Annotated in this window: 21 protein-coding genes; 13 read left to right on the plus strand and 8 right to left on the minus strand. The window is 70.3% G+C overall.

The window, feature by feature from the left end:
* Positions 1–101: 101 nt before the first annotated feature.
* From AC07BS_RS30840 to AC07BS_RS30880, 9 genes are all read left to right on the plus strand, one after another.
* Positions 102–1754, plus strand: coding sequence for a peptide ABC transporter substrate-binding protein (locus AC07BS_RS30840; protein WP_478642893.1), 1653 nt, complete (start codon positions 102–104; stop codon positions 1752–1754).
* Between the two features lie 51 nt (positions 1755–1805).
* A complete protein-coding gene (locus AC07BS_RS30845) occupies positions 1806–2729 on the plus strand; it encodes an ABC transporter permease (RefSeq protein WP_478642890.1) in 924 nt (307 codons plus the stop codon).
* Complete coding sequence (locus AC07BS_RS30850) at positions 2722–3786, plus strand: ABC transporter permease (protein ID WP_478642887.1); 1065 nt, start codon at positions 2722–2724, stop codon at positions 3784–3786. Before AC07BS_RS30845 ends, AC07BS_RS30850 begins: the two co-directional genes overlap by 8 nt.
* 14 nt (positions 3787–3800) lie before the next feature.
* Complete coding sequence (locus AC07BS_RS30855) at positions 3801–4838, plus strand: ABC transporter ATP-binding protein (protein ID WP_478935146.1); 1038 nt, start codon at positions 3801–3803, stop codon at positions 4836–4838.
* Complete coding sequence (locus tag AC07BS_RS30860) at positions 4835–5890, plus strand: ABC transporter ATP-binding protein (protein ID WP_478935147.1); 1056 nt, start codon at positions 4835–4837, stop codon at positions 5888–5890. Before AC07BS_RS30855 ends, AC07BS_RS30860 begins: the two co-directional genes overlap by 4 nt.
* A gap of 228 nt (positions 5891–6118) precedes the next feature.
* A complete protein-coding gene (locus tag AC07BS_RS30865; protein WP_478935148.1) occupies positions 6119–6763 on the plus strand; it encodes a hypothetical protein in 645 nt (214 codons plus the stop codon).
* A gap of 387 nt (positions 6764–7150) precedes the next feature.
* The gene (locus AC07BS_RS30870; protein WP_478935149.1) at positions 7151–7798 is read left to right on the plus strand and encodes a hypothetical protein; all 648 of its coding nucleotides are present in this window, start codon (positions 7151–7153) and stop codon (positions 7796–7798) included.
* Positions 7799–8046: 248 nt separating this feature from the next.
* A complete protein-coding gene (locus AC07BS_RS30875; RefSeq protein ID WP_478935150.1) occupies positions 8047–8400 on the plus strand; it encodes a hypothetical protein in 354 nt (117 codons plus the stop codon).
* Entirely contained in the window at positions 8393–8644 is a 252-nt protein-coding gene (locus tag AC07BS_RS30880) for a hypothetical protein (protein ID WP_478935151.1), read from the plus strand. Before AC07BS_RS30875 ends, AC07BS_RS30880 begins: the two co-directional genes overlap by 8 nt.
* 9 nt (positions 8645–8653) lie before the next feature.
* On the opposite strand, the gene AC07BS_RS30885 is transcribed toward AC07BS_RS30880, so the two are convergent.
* From AC07BS_RS30885 to AC07BS_RS30920, 8 genes are all read right to left on the minus strand, one after another.
* Positions 8654–9064, minus strand: coding sequence for a hypothetical protein (locus AC07BS_RS30885; protein ID WP_478935152.1), 411 nt, complete (start codon positions 9062–9064; stop codon positions 8654–8656).
* Positions 9061–9195: a hypothetical protein gene (locus AC07BS_RS30890; protein WP_478935153.1), complete on the minus strand. Its 135-nt coding sequence runs from the start codon at positions 9193–9195 to the stop codon at positions 9061–9063. The genes AC07BS_RS30885 and AC07BS_RS30890 overlap by 4 nt, the downstream gene beginning before the upstream one ends.
* A 79-nt stretch (positions 9196–9274) precedes the next feature.
* Positions 9275–10348, minus strand: a complete 1074-nt coding sequence (locus AC07BS_RS30895; RefSeq protein WP_478642881.1) for an ABC transporter ATP-binding protein — start codon at positions 10346–10348, stop codon at positions 9275–9277.
* Positions 10338–11402, minus strand: a complete 1065-nt coding sequence (locus AC07BS_RS30900) for an ABC transporter ATP-binding protein (RefSeq protein ID WP_478935154.1) — start codon at positions 11400–11402, stop codon at positions 10338–10340. The genes AC07BS_RS30895 and AC07BS_RS30900 overlap by 11 nt, the downstream gene beginning before the upstream one ends.
* A gap of 21 nt (positions 11403–11423) precedes the next feature.
* Positions 11424–12401, minus strand: a complete 978-nt coding sequence (locus AC07BS_RS30905; protein ID WP_478935155.1) for an ABC transporter permease — start codon at positions 12399–12401, stop codon at positions 11424–11426.
* Positions 12402–12416: 15 nt separating this feature from the next.
* Complete coding sequence (locus tag AC07BS_RS30910) at positions 12417–14225, minus strand: ABC transporter substrate-binding protein (protein WP_478935156.1); 1809 nt, start codon at positions 14223–14225, stop codon at positions 12417–12419.
* 44 nt (positions 14226–14269) lie between these two features.
* Entirely contained in the window at positions 14270–15241 is a 972-nt protein-coding gene (locus tag AC07BS_RS30915; RefSeq protein ID WP_478642874.1) for an ABC transporter permease, read from the minus strand.
* A gap of 216 nt (positions 15242–15457) precedes the next feature.
* Complete coding sequence (locus AC07BS_RS30920) at positions 15458–17596, minus strand: S9 family peptidase (RefSeq protein ID WP_478935157.1); 2139 nt, start codon at positions 17594–17596, stop codon at positions 15458–15460.
* Between the two features lie 226 nt (positions 17597–17822).
* On the opposite strand from AC07BS_RS30920, the gene AC07BS_RS30925 reads away from it, so the two are divergent.
* The 4 genes from AC07BS_RS30925 to AC07BS_RS30940 all read left to right on the plus strand — a co-directional run bounded on the left by AC07BS_RS30925 (position 17823) and on the right by AC07BS_RS30940 (position 22534).
* Positions 17823–18017, plus strand: coding sequence for a hypothetical protein (locus AC07BS_RS30925; RefSeq protein WP_190063425.1), 195 nt, complete (start codon positions 17823–17825; stop codon positions 18015–18017).
* A gap of 155 nt (positions 18018–18172) precedes the next feature.
* Positions 18173–19063, plus strand: coding sequence for an N-acetyl-1-D-myo-inositol-2-amino-2-deoxy-alpha-D-glucopyranoside deacetylase (gene mshB / locus AC07BS_RS30930; protein WP_478642869.1), 891 nt, complete (start codon positions 18173–18175; stop codon positions 19061–19063).
* 35 nt (positions 19064–19098) lie between these two features.
* On the plus strand, positions 19099–19476 hold the full coding sequence (locus AC07BS_RS30935) for a DUF6113 family protein (protein WP_478642867.1): 378 nt from the start codon (positions 19099–19101) through the stop codon (positions 19474–19476).
* 343 nt (positions 19477–19819) lie between these two features.
* Complete coding sequence (locus AC07BS_RS30940; RefSeq protein WP_478935158.1) at positions 19820–22534, plus strand: DNA polymerase III subunit gamma/tau domain-containing protein; 2715 nt, start codon at positions 19820–19822, stop codon at positions 22532–22534.
* Positions 22535–22642 lie beyond the last annotated feature (108 nt).

Consider the following 22642-nt stretch of genomic DNA (forward strand, 5'->3'; position numbering starts at 1 on the left):
GGCGGTTTATCCCCCCACGCGCGCTTCGCGCCCTTCCTCACATCACCTCATAAGGTGTCATTTGGGGCAGAACGCGACTCAGGGGACGAGGAGGGCAGCCCATGCGTGGACGCACGCGTGCCGGTGGAGGAGCCGGGGCACGCGCCAGGGCCGGGCTGGCCGTCTGCGCGGTGGGGGGTGTGCTGCTGGCCGCCGCCGGGTGCGGTGGGGGCGGCTCCGCCACGGGGGACGGGACCGTGCGGTCCTCCTGGGGCGACCCGCAGAGCCCGCTGGAGCCCGGCAACACCAACGAGGTGCAGGGCGGCAAGGTGCTCTCCATGATCTTCCGGGGGCTCAAGTACTACGACCCCGGGACCGGCGCCGCCCAGAACATGCTCGCCGAGAGCATCGAGAGTCCCGACCAGCAGAACTTCACCATCACCGTGAAGGACGGCTGGACCTTCAGCAACGGCGAGAAGGTCACCGCGAAGTCCTTCGTCGACGCCTGGAACTACGCCGCCGTGGCGGGCAACAAGCAGAAGAACGCCCCCTTCTTCCAGGACATCGAGGGCTACGGCGCCGTCCACCCGGCCACCGGCGAGCCGACCGCCACCACCATGTCCGGCCTGGTGGTGAAGGACGAGCACACATTCACCGTCAAGCTGCGCACCAAGTTCTCCACCTGGCCGGACACCCTCGGCTACAACGCCTTCGCCCCACTGCCCCGGGCCTTCTTCGACGACCACGCCGCCTGGCTCAAGCGGCCGGTCGGCAACGGCCCGTACCTGGTCGACTCGTACACCCGGGGCTCTCAGATGCGGCTGTCGAAGTGGGACGGCTACCCCGGCCCGGACAAGTCCCGCAACAGCGGCGTCGAGCTGCGCGTCTACACCGACAACAACACCGCCTACACCGACCTCCAGGCCGGGAACCTCGACCTCGTCGACGACATCCCCAGCGCCCAGCTGAAGAACGTCAAGGCGGACCTCGGCGACCGCTACATCAACCAGCCCGCCGGGATCATCCAGACCCTCGTCTTCCCGATGTACGACCCGAACTGGTCCAGGGCCGGGATGGAGAAGGTCCGCCGCGGTCTGTCCATGGCCGTCAACCGGGACCAGATCACCGACCAGATCTACCGCAGGACCCGTACCCCGGCCACCGACTGGACCTCGCCCGTACTCGGCGAGAAGGGCGGCTTCAAGGCCGGCCTGTGCGGTCCCGTCTGCACGTACGACCCCGGCGAGGCCCGGCGGCTGATCCAGGAGGGCGGCGGGCTGCCCGGCGGGAAGGTCACCATCACCTCGAACGTCGACAACGGCTCGCACCGCCTGTGGATGGACGCCGTCTGCAACAGCATCAACAACGTGCTGGGCAACGACCAGGCCTGCACGGTCAACCCGGTCGGGACCTTCGCGGACTTCCGCAACCAGGTCGCCGAGCAGCGCATGACCAGCATGTTCCGTTCCGGCTGGCAGATGGACTACCCGCTGATCCAGAACTTCCTCCAGCCCCTCTACTACACGGGCGCCTCGTCCAACTTCGGCAAGTTCAGCGACGCCCAGTTCGACCGGCTGGTCGACGAGGCCAACGCCGAGGCGGACACGGCCAAGGCCGTCGCGACGTTCCAGGACGCCGAACGCATCCTCGCCGAGCAGATGCCGGCCATCCCGCTCTGGTACCAGAACGGCAGCGCCGGCTACTCCGAGAACATCACGAACGTGGAGCTCAACCCCTTCAGCGTGCCCGTCTACGAACGGATCACCGTGAAGTAGTCGGTTCCCGCAGCGAAGACGTCCGTACGCACCGGAAAGGCCCTGGCCTGCATGGGACGGTATGTGATCCGGCGGCTGCTCCAGATGATCCCCGTGTTCATCGGCAGCACGTTCCTGATCTTCATCATGGTCTACGCCCTCGGCGACCCCGTCGCCGCGCTCTTCGGCGACAAGGCCCCCGACCCCGCGACCGCCGCACGCATCCGCGCGGACCTCTACCTCGACGAACCGCTCTGGAAGCAATACCTCCACTACATGGGCCAGATCCTCACCGGCAACTTCGGCACCGCCTTCAACGGTGAGGACGTCCTGGAGCTGATGGGCGACGCCTTCCCGGTCACGCTGCGCCTGACGCTGGTGGCGATCGTCTTCGAGATCGCCATCGGCATCACCCTCGGCCTCCTCAGCGGGCTGCGCCGCGGCCGCTCGCTGGACACCTCCGTCCTGCTCCTCACGCTGGTCGTGGTCTCCATCCCGACCTTCGTCAGCGGCTATGTGCTCCAGTACCTCTTCGGCGTGAAGTGGGCGGTGGTCTCCCCGTCCGTCTCGCCCGAAGCGCCCTTCGACGAGCTGCTGCTGCCGGGCATGGTGCTGGCGCTGACCTCGCTGGCGTACGTCACCCGGCTGACCCGCACGTCCATCACCGAGAACTCCCGCGCCGACTACCTCCGTACCGCCGTCGCCAAGGGACTGCCCCGGCACCGCGTCGTCACCCGGCACCTCCTGCGCAACTCCCTCATCCCCGTCGTCACCTTCATCGGCACCGACATCGGGGCGCTGATGGGCGGGGCCATCGTCACCGAGCGGATCTTCAACATCCACGGCGTCGGCTACCAGCTCTACCAAGGCGTCCTGCGCCAGAACTCACCGACCGTCGTCGGGTTCGTGACCATCCTGGTCATCGTCTTCCTGGTGGCGAACCTGCTCGTCGACCTCCTCTACGCCGTGCTCGACCCGAGGATCCGCTATGCCTGAGCCCGGTCCCCACGACGCCGCGCCGCCCGACGGCCTGTCCCCCGGAGGTATCCCCTCCGGAGGTATCCCCTCCGGCGGCATCGCCTCCGACGGCGTGCCCCTCGAGGCCATGGACACGATCACCCCGGGCGGCGGCGGGGCCATGTCCCTGGCCACCAGCGACGCCGAGACGCTCGAAGGCGGCCCGATCCCCGGCGGCACCAGGAGCGGCAAGGCCCGCAGCCTGTGGTCCGACGCCTGGCACGACCTGCGCCGCAACCCCGTCTTCGTCGTCTCCGCGCTCGTCATCGTCTTCCTCGTGCTGATCGCCGTATGGCCGCAGCTGATCGCGAGTGGCAACCCGCTCAGCTGCGACCTGGCCAAGGCCCAGGAGGGCTCCCAGCCCGGCCACCCCTTCGGCTACGACGCCCAGGGCTGCGACGTTTACACCCGTACGGTCTACGGGGCGCGGGCCTCGATCACCGTCGGCGTCTGCGCCACCGCCGGGGCGGCCCTGCTGGGCGGCGTCCTGGGCGGGCTGGCCGGCTACTTCGGCAGCTGGTGGGACGCGCTGCTCTCCCGCCTCGCCGACATCTTCTTCGGCATCCCGATCATCCTGGGCGGCCTGGTGTTCCTGTCGGTGGTGCCCAGCGGGTCCGTGTGGCCCGTGGTCGGGTTCATCGTGCTGCTGGGTTGGCCGCAGATCTCCCGCATCGCCCGCGGGTCCGTCGTCGGCGCCAGGCAGCACGACTACGTACAGGCCGCCCGGGCGCTCGGCGCCGGCAACACCCGGCTGCTGCTGCGGCACATCGCGCCCAACGCCGTCGCCCCGGTGATCGTCGTTGCGACCATCGCCCTCGGTACGTACATCGCCCTGGAGGCGACCCTCTCGTTCGTCGGCGTCGGCCTCAAACCACCCACCGTCTCCTGGGGGATCGACATCTCCAACGCCTCGAACCAGATCCGCAACGCCCCGCACATGCTGCTGTGGCCGGCGGGCGCCCTGAGCATCACGGTGCTCGCGTTCATCATGCTCGGCGACGCGGTGCGCGACGCCCTCGACCCCAAGCTGCGCTGAGGAGCCCGAAGAAGATGGAGCAGCCGGCGACGCCCCTGCTGGAAGTCCGCGACCTGCACGTCGAATTCCGCACCCGCGACGGCGTGGCCAGGGCCGTCAACGGCGTCAGCTACAGCGTGGGCGCGGGCGAGACGCTGGCGGTGCTGGGCGAGTCGGGTTCCGGCAAGTCCGTCACCGCGCAGGCCGTCATGGGCATCATCGATACGCCCCCCGGCTTCGTCACCGGCGGCGAGGTCCTCTTCAAGGGCAGGGACCTCCTCACCATGGGCGAGGAGCACCGCCGCAGACTGCGCGGCGCGAAGCTCGCCATGATCTTCCAGGACGCGCTGTCGTCGCTGAACCCCGTGATGACGGTGGGCGCGCAGCTCGCCGAGATGTACGAGGTCCACCAGGGCATGACCCGCAAGGACGCCCGCGCCCGGGCGGTCCAGCTGATGGACCGGGTGCGCATCCCGGCGGCGAAGGAGCGCGTACGGGACTATCCGCACCAGTTCTCGGGCGGTATGCGGCAGCGCATCATGATCGCGATGGCGCTGGCCCTGGAACCCGATCTGATCATCGCGGACGAGCCGACGACGGCCCTGGACGTCACCGTCCAGGCCCAGGTCATGGACCTGCTCGCGGAACTCCGGCGCGAGTACCGCATGGGTCTCGTCCTCATCACCCATGATCTCGGCGTCGTCGCCGACGTCGCCGACCGGATCGCGGTGATGTACGCGGGCCGCATCGTCGAGACCGCGCCCGTCCACGACCTCTACGCCACACCGGCCCACCCGTACACGCGCGGCCTGCTCGAATCGATCCCGCGCCTGGACCGGAAGGGCCGCGACCTGTACGCGATCAAGGGCCTGCCGCCCAGCCTCACCGACATCCCCGCGGGCTGCCCGTTCAACCCGCGCTGCCCCCTGGCCCAGGACATCTGCCGTACGGACCGGCCACCCCTGTTCGCCGTGGCGCCGGGGCGCGCCAGCGCCTGCCACTTCTGGAAGGAGACCGTCATGGGAGCCCGCGGCGACGACGGAGGACGGCTGGACGACGGAGTACGGCGGTGAGGGCCGACGGCGAGGCGATCCTGGAGGTACGGGACCTGGTCAAGCACTATCCGCTGACCCGGGGCATCCTCATCAGGAAGCGGATCGGCGCCGTCCATGCCGTCGACGGGGTCTCCTTCGACCTCCGGCGCGGGGAGACCCTCGGCATCGTCGGCGAGTCCGGCTGCGGCAAGTCCACCGTCGCCAAGCTGCTCGTCAACCTCGAACGCCCGACGTCAGGTCAGATCCTCTACAAAGGACAGGACATCACCGGACTGTCGGGCCGGGCACTGAAGGCGGTGCGCCGCAACATCCAGATGGTGTTCCAGGACCCGTACACGTCGCTCAACCCCCGTATGACGGTCGGCGACATCGTCGGCGAGCCCTTCGAGATCCACCCCGAGGCGGCACCGAGGGGCAACCGGCGCCGGCGCGTACGGGAACTGCTCGACGTGGTCGGGCTCAACCCCGAGCACATCAACCGCTATCCGCACCAGTTCTCGGGTGGCCAGCGGCAGCGCATCGGCATCGCCCGCGGCCTGGCCCTGCGGCCGGAGATCATCGTCGCCGACGAACCGGTCTCGGCGCTGGACGTGTCGGTGCAGGCGCAGGTGGTCAACCTGATGGAACGGCTCCAGGAGCAGTTCGGCCTGTCGTACGTGTTCATCGCGCACGACCTGTCGGTCGTCCGGCACATCTCCGACCGGGTGGCGGTGATGTACCTGGGCCGGCTGGCCGAGGTCGGCACGGACACCCAGATCTACGACCACCCCACACACCCGTACACACAGGCACTGCTGTCGGCCGTCCCGGTCCCCGACCCGGCCCTGCGGGAACGCCGCGGAAGAATCCTGCTGACCGGCGACGTCCCGTCCCCGGCCCACCCGCCGAGCGGCTGCCGCTTCCGCACCCGCTGCTGGAAGGCCCAGGAAAGATGCGCCCGGGAGGTCCCGCCCCTGGAGACCCCCGACTGGTTCCGCGAGGGCGGCGGCCCGACGGCCCACGCCTCGGCATGCCACTACGCGGAGGAACGCGAGGTGGTGGCGGCACCACCGGGGGCCGCCGTGGACTGAGGGCGCTCAGCCACCCAGCTTCTTCGGAGCCGGGAGGCCGACAGACAAGGGCTCTCCTCAACTCAGAAATTGCTGCGCCGCCATGTGAGACTCCAGTTCGGAATTTCGAACATTTTCTCTAGGTTTTAATCAGATTAATCGTTTCTCCTGCGACCTTCCTTGGGGTGACCTGCGATTCACCCGCTTGGAATTTCACAACAGGGCATGATCAGCTCTAGGGTGTGCGGCATGAGGCCGAGCACAGACTGTTCCACCGACGCGAACCTTCCTGGAGTCGGAGGCGATCTCGGGCGGTGGCTGCATTCGTTCTCGCTGCAGTGCGATCAGCAGATCGATGCACATGAGGCGACACTCGAACAACTACGCGCCTCAATCGCCACCGCAGAGGCAGAAGTGCGCCGCGTTCGTGAAGCTCGAGCTGATGCCAAGAGTGTGCTTGAGGACTTGCGAGGGGTCGAGGAGCGAGCCGCCGCCCTGCGTGTTACTTCCATTCAATGGGAGGGCGGCGCGAGACTCCGCGTGGTATCTCAGGAAGTGCCTCAATCGGCACGGGATAATTCGCGGTCTTCGGAAACAAAACCTCACTCTCCCAGGTCATCTGAGCGTGTTATCGCGATCAGTGGCAAGCGGTCGCTCCAGCTCCTGGAAATCATGTCCAAGAGGCCGAACGACCCGTGGAGTGCCGGTGAAGTCGCTGAGCATCTCGAAGGAGAGGCATCCGACGACGACACGAACAAGGTACGCGCAGGTCTCGATTATCTCTGCGGGAAGGGAATCCTTGGGAAAGTCCCGGCTTCCGGGAGGCCGAGGGTCGGTGTTCCGGGTCATTCTCGCGTGCACTACCGCATCATCCGGCAATGGAAGGTGAAGTGAGAGCCGCACACTGAAGACAAAAAGCGACGACCGCCGTCCAGTACACTGCCCCGGTTTGGTAGCCCTTGGTCAGTACAGGACGGCGGTCAGTGCTGCAAGACGACCGCGCTGACGGCCCGCTCGAGCACACCTGGATCTTATCGCCTCCGGTAAGACTCGCAGTGCGTGTTCGACGGAATTCACCCTGCCCACGTAACGGGATGTCGAACACGCATGTATTTTTCGATCGCTTTTTCGGGCACTGCTGCGCATCTGAGCGGCAGGCGCTTCTCTCGCCCCTGTGCACTGAAGCTGCGACGGGATGCGAGATTTTTCCGCACCGTCAGCCCCGGTGCCTGCGGTTGGAGGACTTCTGTCGACTTCCGCGGGCGCGGAGGAAGGGGCAGGGTGAATCAAAAAATCAGGCACTTCCTGAAGGTCGCATCACCCGCTCATTTGGCTCGAGTGGGCGAGCAGCTCTTGGTCGTCCGTGAGATCTACCGGCGGGAAAGATCTTTCATCGCTGGAGTTCTGCAAGCCAATGCCACCGAGATGACCCTCACGGTCGCGAAAACCTGGTCTGTCGGGGATGAGCACGTTCGCCGTGCAGTGCGCGAAGCCTTGAAGGCGCAGTGGTTTGCGCGGTGCACGCGTAGCCGACCTGCCTTTGGGGCTGGATTGAGATCTGAAATGGTCTCCAGGCTCATGCGCCTGGTGCGGGCGGGTGAAGAGTGCCAACCGGTGGTCGAGATCCCGATGGGCATCATGATCGATCTTGGCACGCTTGTGTGTCAGCCTGACGGCTGCATGCGCCGGCATGAAGGCCATAGCTTTCTCGACGTGGCAGCGGGCACAGATCGCCGTGCCGTCGGACATACCGACAGCCTGCTCGGTGCCAAGGCCGGGTCCCGGACTCGCGACGTCGCGAGCCTGCGGGCCGTTCTCAGGCAGCCGCTGTGGCAGGCTGACCTTGCGTATCTCTCCACAGAAGACATGCCTACTCTTCATCGGCATGCTGTCGGCCTCGCCGAAGCCGCACTCAAATTCAGCAGATGATCACTGTCTGTGGCCGCCCCGTCGAGTTGTCAAGCGATCTTCTGGAGAGCGCCTTTTCTATGTCTGCCGACGCCGCGAATCCTGTTTCCCTGCCCGAATTGCCGTCCAGCGGAGTGCTTGCCACGAGGCCGCACCGAGGCGACTGGGCCCTCCCTCGGGTACCTGGATTGTTGCCCCCCGTGCTCGGCCTCCAGCGCCGCTATGCTGACCGCGGGCTGCCAGCGAACCGCGATCGAGAGAGATGGCGCATGACCGTACAGCACACCGACCGCGATGGTCCGCTCATCCCCAAGCCCGCCTTGACACTTCCCGCCCTCCGCCAAGCCGTGGCGGCGGTCGCTCCGTCGCGGCTGCCGGAGTTCTTCGAGGACATGCAGAAGGTGTTCGTCCAAGCCGGCGACGAGGGCAGCGTCGTTCCGATCCGGATGTTCTACCGGCGTTGGGGCGTGGTCGTCGAGATCGAGCGCCACCCGCAGATCGCGCGGCGGTTGCACCAGGCGGAACGCGCGATGGACAGCGAGGACGCGGCAGTGCGGGAACAGGCTGTCCGAGAGGCCGGCGAGATCGTTCGCGCGGCGCACCGTGAGGTCGAGAGTGGCTGACTGGCATTGGGAGTACGACCCCGATGACCTTCCGAACGGGCTTCCACCTCAAGCCGTCGCCGAGACCGAGCTCTTGGCTCAGGCGATCGCGATGCGCGACTCCATGGTCTTTCTCGACGGAGCGTCGTACGAAGGGGTCAGTCCTGGACTGCGCTTCGAGAGCGGGAAGCACGTGATGATCACCTACCTGACGGATGTACGGCGAGAGCGCATCGTCATCGTCCAGATCGCCTGGTTCGGCTGATCGAGCCCCTCAGGGCCTTGTCGCCGCCCCGCGCCTCCGGTACCACGCCCGTGCCCCCGCCGCCGTCCGGTTCAGCCCGATCAGCAGCAGGACCGTGCTGTTCGTGAGGCAGATCCAGAAGACCGACTGCGCGACCGGGCCGTTGACCGTGTGATGGGTGCCGTTCGAGCCGACGCAGTACGAGTCCGGTGGGAAGAGGCGGTAGCCGTAGTCGTCGGGGTCGCCCGGGTGGCAGGGGGACGTCTCCGGGAAGAGGAAGGGCTGGGCGTTCGTGACGAGGTGCAGCCAGAGCAGCAGCGCCAGCGGTGCCGTCACGAACCAGCTCACCCGCCACCACAGCGGCACCCGCGTCTCACGGAACAGCCCGCGCAGCGCGAACCACAGCACCATCACACAGACCAGCGGTACCGCGAACGTCAACGCACCGCTCCGCGCGCCTGGTGACGGAGCATCGGGCGCGCGCCCGACGGTGTGAGGGCGCACGGAGCGGCCGACCAGACGGTCGCGACGATCCCGGCCAGACCGAGCAGCAACAGAACGACGAAGTACATCCGACGAGCCGATCACCTGCCGCCCGTCGCGTGCTGTGGCGCGGGCCACAGATTCGGGAACAAGCCTGTCACAGATGCCTCACCCCTCCTCTGCCGGCGACTCTTCCGGCGCCCCTTCCGGCGCCCCTTCCGGGAAGAAGCAGGCCGTCAGATGGTCCTCTCCGCTGCCCTCGGCCCGCCGCAGCGGCGGCTCGGATTCCGCGCAGCGGTCGCGCGCCTTCCAGCAGCGCGTGCGGAAGCGGCAGCCGCTGGGCGGGTCGAGCGGGGACGGGACGTCGCCCGTCAGGCGGATGCGCCCGCCCGGCCTCCGCGCATCAGGAGCCGCGTCCGCCGGCTCCGGCACCGCCGACAGCAGCGCGTGCGTGTACGGGTGGCGGGGGCGGTCGTAGATGGCCTCGCGGGGTCCCGTCTCGACGATCCTGCCCAGGTACATCACCGCCACCCGCTGCGAGAAGTGGCGCACCACCGCCAGGTCGTGCGCGATGAAGAGGAAGGCGATGCCGAGCTCCCGCTGGAGGCGCTGGAGCAGGTTGATCACCTGGGCCTGGATGGAGACGTCCAGGGCCGACACCGGTTCGTCGGCGACGATGACCTTCGGTTCGAGGGCCAGGGCGCGCGCCACCCCGATGCGCTGGCGCTGGCCGCCGGAGAACTCGTGCGGGAAGCGGTTGTAGTGCTCGGGGCTGAGACCGACGGTTTCGAGGAGTTCGCGGACGCGGGCCTCCCGGCCGCCCGGCGGGTTGATGCCGTTGATCTCCATGGGGCCGGAGATGATCGTGCCGACGGTGTGGCGGGGGTTCAGCGACGAGTACGGGTCCTGGAAGATCATCTGGATCTCGGAGCGGATGGGCGCCAGTCGTCTGCGGTCCGCGTGGGTGATGTCCTCGCCCCGGTAGAGGACGCGGCCCGCCGTCGGTTCCAGCAGGCGGGTCAGCAGCCGGCCGGTCGTGGACTTGCCGCAGCCCGACTCGCCGACCAGGCCGAAGCTCTCGCCCTCCCGTACCGCCAGGTCGACACCGTCCACGGCCCGTACGGCACCCACCTTCCGCCGTACGGGGAAGCCGCCCATCACCGGGAAGTGCTTCGTCAGTCCCTCGGCCACCAGGATCTCCGCCGGATCGGCGGGTCGGTCGACAGGCCGGTCACTTCTCATCTGCCACCCTCTCCTCCACCACCCGCCGCAGGTGGCACGCCGCCCCCCGGCCCTCCGGCAGTACCGGGCGTTCCGTCCGGCACCTGTCGCCCCCCACCTCCGCCACGTACCCGCAGCGCGGGTGGAACGGGCACCCCGGCGGTGGGTCCAGCAGGCTCGGCGGGCTGCCCGGGATCGGGGTGAGGGGTTCGCCGAGGGGCGCGGCGAGGCGCGGCATCGAGGCCAGCAGGCCCCAGGTGTACGGGTGCCGGGGCGCGCGCAGGACCTCCCGGGCCGTGCCGCGCTCGACGGCCCGGCCGGCGTACATCACCAGGACGTCGTCGGCGGTGCCGGCCACCACCCCCAGGTCGTGGGTGATCAGCACGATCGCCGTGCCCGTCTGCTGCTGGAGGTCCTTGAGCAGGTCGAGGATCTGGGCCTGCACCGTCACGTCCAGCGCGGTCGTCGGCTCGTCGGCGATCAGCAGCTCGGGGTCGCAGACCAGGGCCATGGCGATCATCGCGCGCTGGCGCATGCCGCCGGAGAACTGGTGCGGGTAGTCGTCGACCCGCAGCCGGGCGTTGGGGATGCCGACCTTGTCCAGCATCTCGACCGCCCGCAGCCGGGCCTCGCGCCGCGAGGCGCCGGTGTGCTTGCGGAAGGGCTCGGCGATCTGGCGGCCGACGGTGTAGTAGGGGGAGAGGGCGGTCAGCGAGTCCTGGAAGATCATGGCCATCCGGGCGCCGCGCAGCTTCTCCAGTTCGGATTCCGGGGCCCGGGTCAGATCCCGTCCGTCGAGGAGGATCTCGCCGTGGATCTCGGTGGTGCGGGGGTCGTGCAGTCCCAGCACGCTGAGGTTGGTGACGGACTTGCCGGAGCCGGACTCGCCGACGATGCCCAGCGTCCGGCCGCGCCGGACGTCGAAGGACAGGCCGTCGACGGCCCGGACGACCCCGTCCTCGGTGGTGAAGCGGACGTGGAGGTCCCGTACGGACAAGAACGCCTCGTCCCGCCCCGAGCCCTCGTCCCGCCCCGAGCCCACGATCGACCCGCCCTCGGTGCTCGTCGTCGTCATGGTCTGCTCCCGTTCCCGGCTCTACGCGAGCCGCACGCGCGGGTCGATCAGGGCGTACGCGGCGTCGACGACGATGTTGGCCACGACGATCGCGGTGCAGCCCACCAGCATCACGGCCATCAGCGTCGGCAGGTCCATCCCGGTCACCGACGAGACGGCCAGCCGGCCCAGCCCGTGGAGGCTGAACGTGAACTCGGTGATGATCGCCCCGCTGAACAGCGAGCCGAGGTCGATGCCGAACATCGTCACGATCGGCGCCATCGCGCCCCGCCAGGCGTAGCGGAAGAAGACCGTGCCCCGTCCCATGCCCTTGGCGCGGGCGGTGCGGACGTGGTCCTCGGCGAGCTGCTCGACCATCAGGGAGCGGGTCATGCGGCTGTAGCTCGCGACGAAGATGATGGAGAGCACCAGCCAGGGAATGATCATCCCGGTGAACCACTTCACCGGGTCCTCGGTGATCGGGTAGTAGGCCGGGTTGTCCATCCAGTGCAACCCGCTGACCAGCGCGGCCAGCGCGATGACCCCGACGAAGTAGATCTGCAGGGCGTTGCCGAGCAGGGCGAAGGAACTGAACAGCTTGTCGATCCAGGTGCCCCGGAAGGCGGCGGCCAGCATGCCGATGCCGACCCCGGCGACGAGGAACACCGCCGCGCCGCCCAGCGCGATGGACAGGGTGGTCGGGAAGCGGTCGACGATGGTCTCCCACACCGGCTGCTGGTTGGCGAAGGAGTAGCCGAAGCAGGGCGCCGGGCAGTGGCCGGCGGGGAGGTCGCGGCCGCTGATGATGCCCGCCATGTAGTGCCAGTACTGGACGGGCACGGGCTGGTCGAGCCCCAGGTTCTTGTTGATGGAGGCGATCGAGTCCGGGCCGCAGTTCTTGCCGCAGGACATGAGCGCGGGCTCGGAGGGCAGCGCGAAGAAGAGGAAGAACGTGATCGCGCTGATGAGCAGGACGATGACGAGGGCGCCGAGCGTGCGGCGGGCGAGGAATCTCAGCATGGGTCGGAGGGGTCCCTACTTCACGAACACGCCCGTGGGGTCCACGCCGCCGTAGACCGGGTGGTAGCGGACCCCGCCGAGGCCCGAGCCCCACAGCGAGAACTGCCGGTTGTAGAAGGTGGGGACGCCGGGCACGTCCTTCTCCAGGACCTGGTCGGCGAGCTTCTGCCACTGGGGTGCGGCCTGCTTGATGTCGGGGATCGCGTTGACGCGGTCGATCTCCGCGTTGACCGCGGGATCGTTCAGATGGCCGTAGTTCTGGGCGCCGTCGGCGATCTGCCGGCCGTCGAAGAGCGGCGGCACGACGGTCGAGGAGACCGGCCAGTCCGCGCCCCAGGAGGTCCGGTAGATGTCGAAGCCGTTCTTGACCTCGGCGATCGCGGCGCGCCAGGTGTTGACGTCGACCTCCTTCTTCTGGACCTTGAAGCCGGCCCGCTCCAGCGCCTGCGTCACCACGACCGACACCTTCTGCTGGGTGTCGGTGTTGGCGTAGGCGTAGACGATCTCCTGGCCGACCTTCCCGGCCTCCTTCAGCAGCTCCTTGGCCTTCTCCGGGTCGCCGGCGGGCTTGGCCTTCTTCCCGTACGGGTCGGTGGCGCGGTAGCCGTCCATGGCGGGGGAGAGGTAGTTGGTGGCGATCACTCCACCGGTGGCGCCGCCGTTCTGTTGCAGGATCTGGCCGTTGGGCATGGCGTAGGCGAGGGCCTTGCGGACCCTGACGTCCTTGAGGCGGTCGGTGTTGAAGCTCATGTAGTCGACGTAGGGCTGGACCTCCAGCAGGCGGCGCGTCTTGGTGTCGGACTGGTTCAGCACCTTCTCCGTCATCTCCGGGGCGACGGCGTTGCTGAACGAGAGGGTCGTCCTGTCCGAGCCCTGGTCGGCGAGGAAACGGCGGGTGGAGTCGGCGTACTGATGGCCGAAACTGATCTCGAACCGGTCCGCGTACTGATGCCGGACGGGGTCCGTCCGCGCGTCCCAGTGCTCGTTGCGCACCAGGGTCAGCGACTTGCCGGGCTTGTAGTCGCCGACCTTGTACGGGCCGGAGGAGAAGGGCGCGTTGTCGTACTTCTGCTTGGTGTCCTTGTCCGCCTTGACGGCCCCTACGTTGGGCATCGCCGCGGCGAAGGGCGTGTCCGCGTGCGGCCGGCGGAAGTGGAAGACGATCGTCTTGTCGTCCGGGGTGTCGAGCACGGACGCGGGCAGGTGCTTGCCGTCGTACGGGCCGTCGGGCAGCGCCTTGCGGAAGTCGTTGCCGTCGCCGGAGAGCCACTGCGGGATGTAGAGAGGGCCGTCGGACTGGTACGAGGCGTAGAGGCGCTCGATGCCCCACCGCACGTCCCGGGCGGTGATCGGGGAGCCGTCCTCGAACTTCAGCCCGTCCTTGAGGGTGAACGTCCAGGTCTTCCCGCCGTCCGACGGCGTGCCGGCGTCGGTGGCCAGATCCCCGACGACCTTGACCCGGCCCTTGTCGTCGATCTTGTAGGCGGTGAGGGTGCGGTTGTAGAGGAGCTGGTTGGTCAGGACGTCGATGTAGTAGATCTGCCCGGGGTCGAGGTGCTGGAAGGCGTCGCGCTGGAGGACGCCGATCGTGCCGCCCTTGCGGGCGCCCGCGACGGCGGGGGCGGGGCCGGTGGAGTCGGCCTTGGTGCCGATGGAGTAGTTGGCGGACGTCGTCTTGTCCTCGCCCGGCCCCTCGCTCCGGCCACCGCCGCCTCCCCCTCCGCTGCTGCATCCGGAGAGCACCACGGCGCCCGCCGCGAGCGCCACGACGGTGGGACGGCCTCTGTCCCTGAGGGCTTTGCGGAACCTCGACGTGGGGGTCATGGGTCGATGCACCTGCCTGTCCGTTGGCTGTCGGTCGTCACCATTCAGCGCCGGGTCTTCGGGTCGAACGCGTCCCGGACCGAGTCCCCGAGCAGGTTGAAGGCGACGACGAAGACGATCATCGCCATGCCGGGGAAGAAGATGTACGTCACGTCGCTCTCGTAGTAGCGGGCGCCACCGGCGAACATGCGGCCCCAGTCCGGGGTGGGCTCGATGATCCCCACGCCGATGAAGGACAGCCCCGCCTCGGTCGTCACGAGCGTCGGCAGCATCAGGGTCGACTGCACCAGGATCGGCGTCCACAGATTGGGCAGCAGCTCCCGGGTGATGATCCGCCACGGCGAGGCGCCGGTGACCCTGGCCGCCTCCACGAACTCGCGCTCCCGCAGGCTCAGCACCTGCCCGCGCAGCAGCCGCGCGAGACCCATCCAGCCCAGCGCCCACAGCACCAGGATCAGGGTGATCACGCGCAGGGCGGTCGGCGTCTCCTTGCCGGGGCTGACGAAGAGGGAGTAGACGACGGGCGTGAAGGCGATGAACGACAGCTGGGCCGGGAAGGCCAGCAGCAGGTCGATGAACCGGCCCAGGAAGTAGTCGGTCCGGCCGCCCAGATAGCCCGCCGTCACCCCGATCAGGACGCCCGTCAGCACGCACAGCACTGTGGCGGCGGCGGCGATCAGCAGGGAGGTGCGGATGCCGTAGACGAGCTGGGTGAACACGTCCCGGCCCATCGTCGGCTCCAGGCCGAACCAGAAGCGGCCGGAGATGCCGCCGTTGGGCGCGACCGGATAGCCGAACTCGTTCAGCAGGCCCGGCTCGTCCAGTCCGTACGTGGTCGTCGGATCCTTGCCGTAGAGCTTGGAGATCAGCGGCGCGGCGAGGGCGAGGAGGAAGAAGAAGGCGACGACGTACGCCGAGACGACCCCCGCGCGGTCGCGCCGGAAGCGGCGCCGCATCAGCTGTCCGGGGGAGCGGCCCACGAGCTCACGGGGCTCTGTCTGAGAAGGCATCGGCATCGCGTGGATCCCCCGCACTGTCAGTCTCGTCGGCCCTGCGCGGCAGTCGTGAACGCGGTTGGGTTGAGCGGACTTTCGCAATGGATGAACAGTGCAGTCAAGGGGGCTGCGGTGGGCGGCGCGGCCTTTCCCGCCTTCTTGAGCGAAGGTTGTGCAGATCGAGGTCACGGCGTGCTTGACAGCGACCGTCAAGCACGCCGTCCCCTCAACCACTCGTCAGGGTCGGTCAGTGGATGCCGGGAGTCCCAAGGAACGCTTCAGGAAGTCGACTTGGAGCAGCAGCAGGTTCTCCGCGACCTGCTCCTGGGGAGTCATGTGGGTCACCCCGGACAGCGGCAGCACCTCGTGCGGACGGCCCGCGGCCAGCAGGGCCGAGGACAGCCGCAGGGTGTGCGCCGCGACCACGTTGTCGTCCGCCAGACCGTGGACGATCATCAGCGGACGGGTTTGTTCCGCGGGCGACGACAAACCGTCGTCGGTGACGAGCGAGTTCCGCGCGTACACCTCCGGCCGCTCCTCGGGGTGCCCCAGATAGCGCTCGGTGTAGTGGGTGTCGTAGAGCCGCCAGTCGGTGACGGGGGCGCCCGCGACGGCCGCGTGGAAGACGTCGGGACGGCGCAGCACCGCCAGGGCCGCCAGATAGCCACCGTACGACCAGCCGCGGACGGCCACCCGCTCCAGATCCAGCGGATGGTGGGCGGCCAACACGCGTAGCGCCTCGACCTGGTCGTCGAGGGTGGTGCCCGCGAAGTCCTCGTGGATGTCCTTCTCCCAGCCGGGGGAGGTGTGCGGGGTGCCCCGGCCGTCGGCGACGACCACGGCGAACCCCTGGTCGGCGAACCACTGGGAGGTCAGGTGGGCGTTGTGCGCGGCCACCACGCGCTGGCCGTGCGGGCCGCCGTACGGGTCCATCAGCACCGGCAGCGGGCCGTCGCCCTCCCGGTGGCCGCTGGGCAGCAGCACGGCGCACGGGATGCCGCGCCGGCCCGCCCGGGTGATCCGGGGCCGGGCGGTCAGCACCGGCGTCTCGGCGTACGAGGCCACCGTGGCGGCCCGCTTGCCGTCGCGCAGGACGCGTACGGTCGCCCCGGGGCCGGCCAGGGAGGACGACGCGAGGACGGTCACCGCGCCCGAGCGTGCCGCCGAGTGCCAGCCGGGCCCCTCCGAAACCCGCTGCGCCCCTCCTTCGTTGACGCGGTAGACGTGGCACTCGCCGGTCTCGGGGTCCTCGGCCTCCGGTCCGGCCGACGCGGCGATCAGTACGTCGTCCGGGCCGATGTCCAGCACGGTCCGCACATGCAGCCGGGGTCCCGTCAGGACCCGGTCGCCGATGGCCAGGACACGCGCGCCGTCCTCGTCGGTGATCCGTACGAGGCGGCCGTCGGCCGTCCATGCGGGCACACCAGCGAAGAGTTCCAGCCACTTCGGGTCCGCGTCGGTGTGCAGCGTGCGCGTGACGCCCGTGGTGATGTCGACCTGAAGATATGCCTGGTTCCGCTGGTCGCGGGTCTGAACCAGGAGCAGCGGCGGGCCGTCCGCCGACCAGTGGACCCGGGCGAGGTAGGGGTAGCGCTCCCGGTCCCACGCGATGTCCCTGCGGGAGCCGTCGAGGCCCAGCAGGGACAGCGACACCTCGGCGTTCGGGGTGCCGGCGGCGGGGTAGGCGACCTCGGCGGGCGCGCTGCCGGGGTTGGCCGGGTCGGCGATCCACCAGCGGCGCACGGGCGCGTCGTCGACCCGTGCGGCCAGCAGCGCGTCACCGTCGGGCGACCACCAGAAGCCGCGCGAGCGGTCCATCTCCTCGGCGGCGACGAACTCCGCCAGGCCCCAGGTCTCGGTGGCGGTCGCCGGCTCGGCCAGCGCCCGGTCACCGGTGCCGTCGGCGGCCACGACCCGCAGGGCGCCACCGGCGACGTAGGCCACCCGGCGGCCGTCCGGGGAGGGCCGGGGGTCGGCGACGGGGCCGGGCACCACCAGCTCGCGGGCCGTGCCGCCGCGCAGCTCGGCGACGTACAGCCGCCCCGACAGGGCGAACGCCGCCAACTCCACGGTGGCGTCCACCGCGTATCCCACGACCCCCGCCGAGCCCTCGCGGCTGCGCTCGCGACGCGCCCGCTCCTCGGCCGACAACTCCTCGTCGGCCCCGCCGAGCAGGACCCGCGGATCGGCGGCCGGGTACTCGCGACCCTCGTCGAGGTCGAGCACCCACAGGACGTTCGTACGGTCGGTGCCCGAACGGGAGCGCAGGAAGACGACACGCGCGGCGTCCGGCGACACGCTGAACGCGCGCGGCGCGCCGAGCGAGAAGCGTTGGGTGCGGGCGTGCTGACGGGGGAACGAGAGCTGACCTGTCATGCGGGCGAGCCTAGGCCGTGCGCGCCCCGGCGGCCCTACCATCCGGTTCACCCAAGACGGCGAGAACTCGCCGTGCGCCCCGTGTTTGCTCCCGTGCACCGAGTCATGCGCACGCACGGAAAGTTATGATCGCTCGCGCATAGTGGATATGACTCCCTGGCGTCGTATGCCACCCGGGCATTCGTATGCCGCCCTTCCGACCGCGCGTACCTGGAGGTGAGCCGCTGTGGCACTTTCGATTTCGGCGGTGGTGCTGCTGGCGATCATCGTCTTCCTGCTGGTCCGGAAGTCCGGGCTGAAGGCGGGCCACGCCGTGATCTGCGTGCTGCTGGGCTTCTACCTCGCCAGCTCGTCCATCGCCCCGACGCTGAACCAGCTGACCACCAGCGTCACGGGAATGATCAGCAACATCAAGTTCTGACCGGCGGGGGCCGCTCCCGGGCGGTCCCCCTCGGAACACGGACCCGGGACGCGGACACCCGGGTCGCGGACTCGGGACGCGGACCCGGAACACGGACGAGGTGCGGCCGGACGGGTGGCGCCCCGGCGGGGTGCCGCGGCTCGTAGGGTGGAGTCATGACCGACCTTCCCGGCCGCCGGCTGCTCCTGGTGCACGCGCACCCGGACGACGAATCGATCAACAACGGCGCGACCATGGCCAAGTACGCCGCCGAGGGTGCCCTCGTCACGCTCGTGACCTGCACCCTGGGCGAGGAGGGCGAGGTGATCCCGCCCGGGCTGGCCCATCTCGCCGCGGACCGGGACGACACGCTCGGCGACCACCGCCGGGGCGAACTCGCCGCCGCGATGAAGGAGCTGGGCGTCACCGACCACCGCCTCCTCGGCGGCCCCGGCCGCTACCGCGATTCCGGGATGATGGGCGCTCCGCAGAACGCCGCGCCCGGCTCGTTCTGGGAGGCGGACCTGGACGAGGCGGCCACGTCGCTCGTCGAGGTGATCCGCGAGGTCCGGCCCCAGGTGCTCGTCACCTACGACCCGGACGGTGGTTACGGCCACCCCGACCACATCCAGGCGCACCGCGTGGCCATGCGGGCCGCCGAGCTCGCCGCCGAACCCGCGTTCCGCCGCGATCTGGGCGATCCGTACGACATCGCGAAAATCTACTGGAATTGCGTACCGATGTCCGTTGTGGAGGAGGGCTTCGCCCGGCTGCGCGCCGCGGGCCGGGAGGGCGACCTCTTCCCCGGCGTCGCGTCACCGGCCGACGTACCGGGCGTGGTGCCCGACGACGAGGTGACGGCCGCGCTCGACACCTCCGCCCATGTGGCCGCCAAGGCGGCCGCGATGCGCGCGCACGCCACGCAGATCGCGGTGGACGGCCCGTTCTTCGCGCTCTCCAACGACCTGGGGCAGCCGCTCTTCCCCCGCGAGTACTACAAGCTCGTCAAGGGCGAGGCCGGGGGCGCCGGTCGCGAGGACGACCTCTTCGCGGGGGTGGACGCGTGACCGGCGGGAGCGAGGGAGGCGGGCCGGGCGGTCCCATGCGTGTGTTCGACGTCAAGCGCCTGTCCGGCTATCTGGGGCTGGCGTTGCTCGGGATGGTGGTCGGGGCGGGCGGGGCGCTCGTGCAAGGCGGCTGGTTCCCCGGTGGGTTGCTGCTGGCGCTGCTGGGCGTGGCCGGGCTCTGCTACGGCGGCGCGACCGCCATGGGGAGCCGGGCCGGCGGTGCCGTGCCGGGTGCCGGCTGGATGCTCGCGGTACTGTTCCTGGCCGCCAATCGGCCCGAGGGCGACTTCGTCTTCGGCGCCGGGATCGGCTCGTACGTCTTCCTGCTGGGCGGGATGATCGTGGCTGTGATCTGTGCCACGGTCCCGAAACTGCCGCAACCGGACCGGCCCTCGGCCCGACTTGGCAAGTGACGTGGCGATTTCTACCCGACCGTCACCCGACCGGTCGGGGGACTGAACCAGCGGTCGTCAATGGCGAGCCCGCAGTGGCCAGTATGGTTGTGCGCGCCGCCGAGCCTCCCCTGGCCTCCGGCGATGGGCGACCCGAAGCGAGGTCAACGAGGGCGGCAAAGAGTATCCGGGAGAACCTGCTTTGAGCCGTGCATCTGACAGTTCGTCCTCCGGGCCCCAGGGGCGCGGTGGCGCCGCCTACCCTTCGGGCACCTCGCCGTACGGGACCGGTCCCGACGGGGACCCGGCCACGGGAGCCGCGGCCGCTGCCCCCAAGCCCGGTGAGCCGAAGACCGAAACCACGATGACGACGCGGATCCGGATCAACATTCCCGGCTCGCGCCCCATCCCGCCGGTCGTCATGCGGACGCCGGTCGACGGCGAGTCCCCGGACGCCGAGGCGGGCACCCCCGCCGCCGCTCCGGCCCCCGCGCCCGCGAGCGAGCGCAAGGAGGGCCTGCCGACCCGGCCCAAGCCCTCCGAGCGACGGGCCCCCGGCGGCGCGCCGGCGGCGGCCTCCGCGGATTCCGGTTCGGGCGAGAAGGCCAGCGACTGGTTCGCGCCCCGCAAGTCCGGCGGCACGACGCCGCCGCCCACCACGGCCGCGCGCCGCCAGCAGGCCTCGGCGGCCGGCGCCGCCAAGCAGCCGCCGCTGCCGCGTCGCGGCGGTGGCCAGGCCCTCGGTGGCGACCAGCGCCCGCCGGCGGGCGGACACGGCGGCGGCGTATGGCAGGAGGCGCCGCAGGCCGAGCGCCTCCCGCAGCGCCCCACGCATTCCGCTTCCGGTGGCGCACCGGCGGGCGGCGACGTCTGGCAGGGCGGCGACCCGTCGACGACGGCCGCCATGCCGCAGCCGCCGATGCCGCAGTCCCCGATGCCGCAGTCCCCGATGGCCCAGTCCCCGATGGCCCAGCCCTCCATGCCGCAGGCCCCGATGGCGGGTGGCATGAACGGTGGCGCCCCCGCGGCCCCCGTCGACGACTGGCCCGTCACCTCCGGCGCGCAGTCCTCCGGCGCGCAGTCCACCGGTGCGCGGACCTCCGGTGCGCAGTCCACCGCCGCGTGGCCGAACGACCCGTCGACGACGGGCGCGATGCCGCAGCCTCCGCTGCCGGGCGACCCCTCGACGACCGGTGCCACGCCGTGGCCGAACGACCCGTCGACCACGGGTGCCATGCCGCAGCCTCCGCTGCCCGGCGACCCCTCGACCACCGCCGCCACGCCGTGGCCGAACGACCCCTCGACGACGGCCTCGATGCCGCAGCCGCCCGTCCCGGGCGGTGCCGCCGGTGCCGTCGACGACTGGCCGGCCACTCCGGGGAAGGGCGCCCCGTCGGCCGGCGGCGCGCCGTGGCCCGGCGACGCCTCCACGCCCGCCGTCCCGCCCGTGTCCGGCTCCGCGCCGGGGGCCGGCTCCCAGCGGCGCGGTGGCGGCGACGACTGGCCCGGCGGTGCCGCAGCGCCGGCCGGTGGCGCGCCGAAGGCGAACGCCAACGCCCGTACCGCCGCCGCCCAGCAGTTCCCGCCGCCCACCATCGGCGGCATGCCGGCCGGCGGCGCGGCCTTCGCGCCCGGCCGTACGGACACCCCGCGCGAGGGCTTCCCGGCCGTCCAGCCGGGCGGTGCCCCGCAGACGGGTCCGCAGAGCGGTCCGCAGGCGGGCCGGCAGAACAAGGGCGGCGACCAGCCCGGCGGCAAGGGCCGCAAGAAGAAGGGCCCGAAGGCGGCCGCGGCGGCCCCGGCCCCGGGTCCGGTCGGCGAGACGCTGGTCAACGGCATCCCGCCGGTGTCCCCGGCCGCCGGTCAGGTCCCGAAGCCGCCCATGGACGGCGGCGCGCCGCGCGTGGCCGTGCCCAAGCCGAAGACGGGCCCGGGCGTCCCGAAGCCGCCGGTGGGCGGCGGGGTGCCGAAGCCTCCGGTCGGTGGTGGGGTCCCGAAGCCTCCGACGGGCGGCGGGGTGCCCAAGCCCCCGGCCGTCGGTGGCGGGGTCCCGAAGCCCCCGGTCCCCGGTCCGGCCGCGCCCGCCAAGCCCGCGGGCCGGAGCGCGCCCAAGGCCGGCAAGGCCGCGCCCAAGAAGAAGGGCCGCTCCAAGCTGGTGCTCGTGGCCGGTGGTCTCGTCGGTCTGGTCGGCGTCGCGTACGCCGCCGGGCTGCTGCTGGACCACGCGGACGTGCCGAACGGCACGACCGTGCTCGGCGTCGACATCGGCGGCATGTCCAGGGAGCAGGCCGTCCAGAAGCTCGACACGTCGCTCGGCAGCAAGGCGACCGCGCCGCTGAAGGTCTCCATCGGCGGGAAGACGGCCGACCTGAAGCCGTCCGTGGCGGGTCTGTCCATCGACACCCAGGCGACGGTGCGCGCCGCCGCGGTGAAGGACTACAACCCCGTCACCGTCCTCGGCTCGCTCGTCGGCGGCGCGCGGACGGCCGAGCCGACCGTGACGGTCGACGAGGAGAAGGTCGCGGCCGCCCTCAAGACGCTGGCCGGCGAGAGCGGCGCGGCGAAGGAGGGGACGATCAAGTTCCAGCCGGGCAAGGCCGTGGCCGTGTACGGGCAGCCGTACGAGGGCATCGACGTGAACGGCTCGGTCAAGACGATCGCCCAGGCCTACCGTGACCGCGCGGCCGGTGGTCAGGACAAGACCGTCACGCTGGCGACCTCCGCCCAGCAGCCGAAGATCTCCAAGGCGGAGGTCGACCGGAAGATGGAGGAGTTCGCGAAGCCCGCGATGTCCGGCCTGGTCACGATCCAGACGGACCCGCTGCACAAGGTCCAGTTCGGCCCGGACCGGTCGCTGCCGAAGATCCTCTCGGTCAAGGAGGTCAACGGCCAGCTCGTGGAGAACTACGACCTGGACGCGCTCAAGGAGCTGTACGGGGCGGCCTTCAACGGCGTCCTCATCCAGCGCGGCAGCGGTGAGAAGAAGCCGGTCATGCCGCAGGACGTCGCCAACGCCCTCAACAAGGCGCTGCGCGGCAAGACGCCGGCCGAGCGGGTCGGTGTCATCCCGCTGAGCTGAGCCGGCCCGGTCCCGGGCGGGCCCGTCAGCCCTCCGCCGCAGGCCTGACCTGCGGTGGAGGGGTGACGGTCGGCCCGGCCGACCCATGACATCTGTCATCCCAGGCTT

This window comes from Streptomyces sp. NPDC044063 (assembly GCF_056434285.1).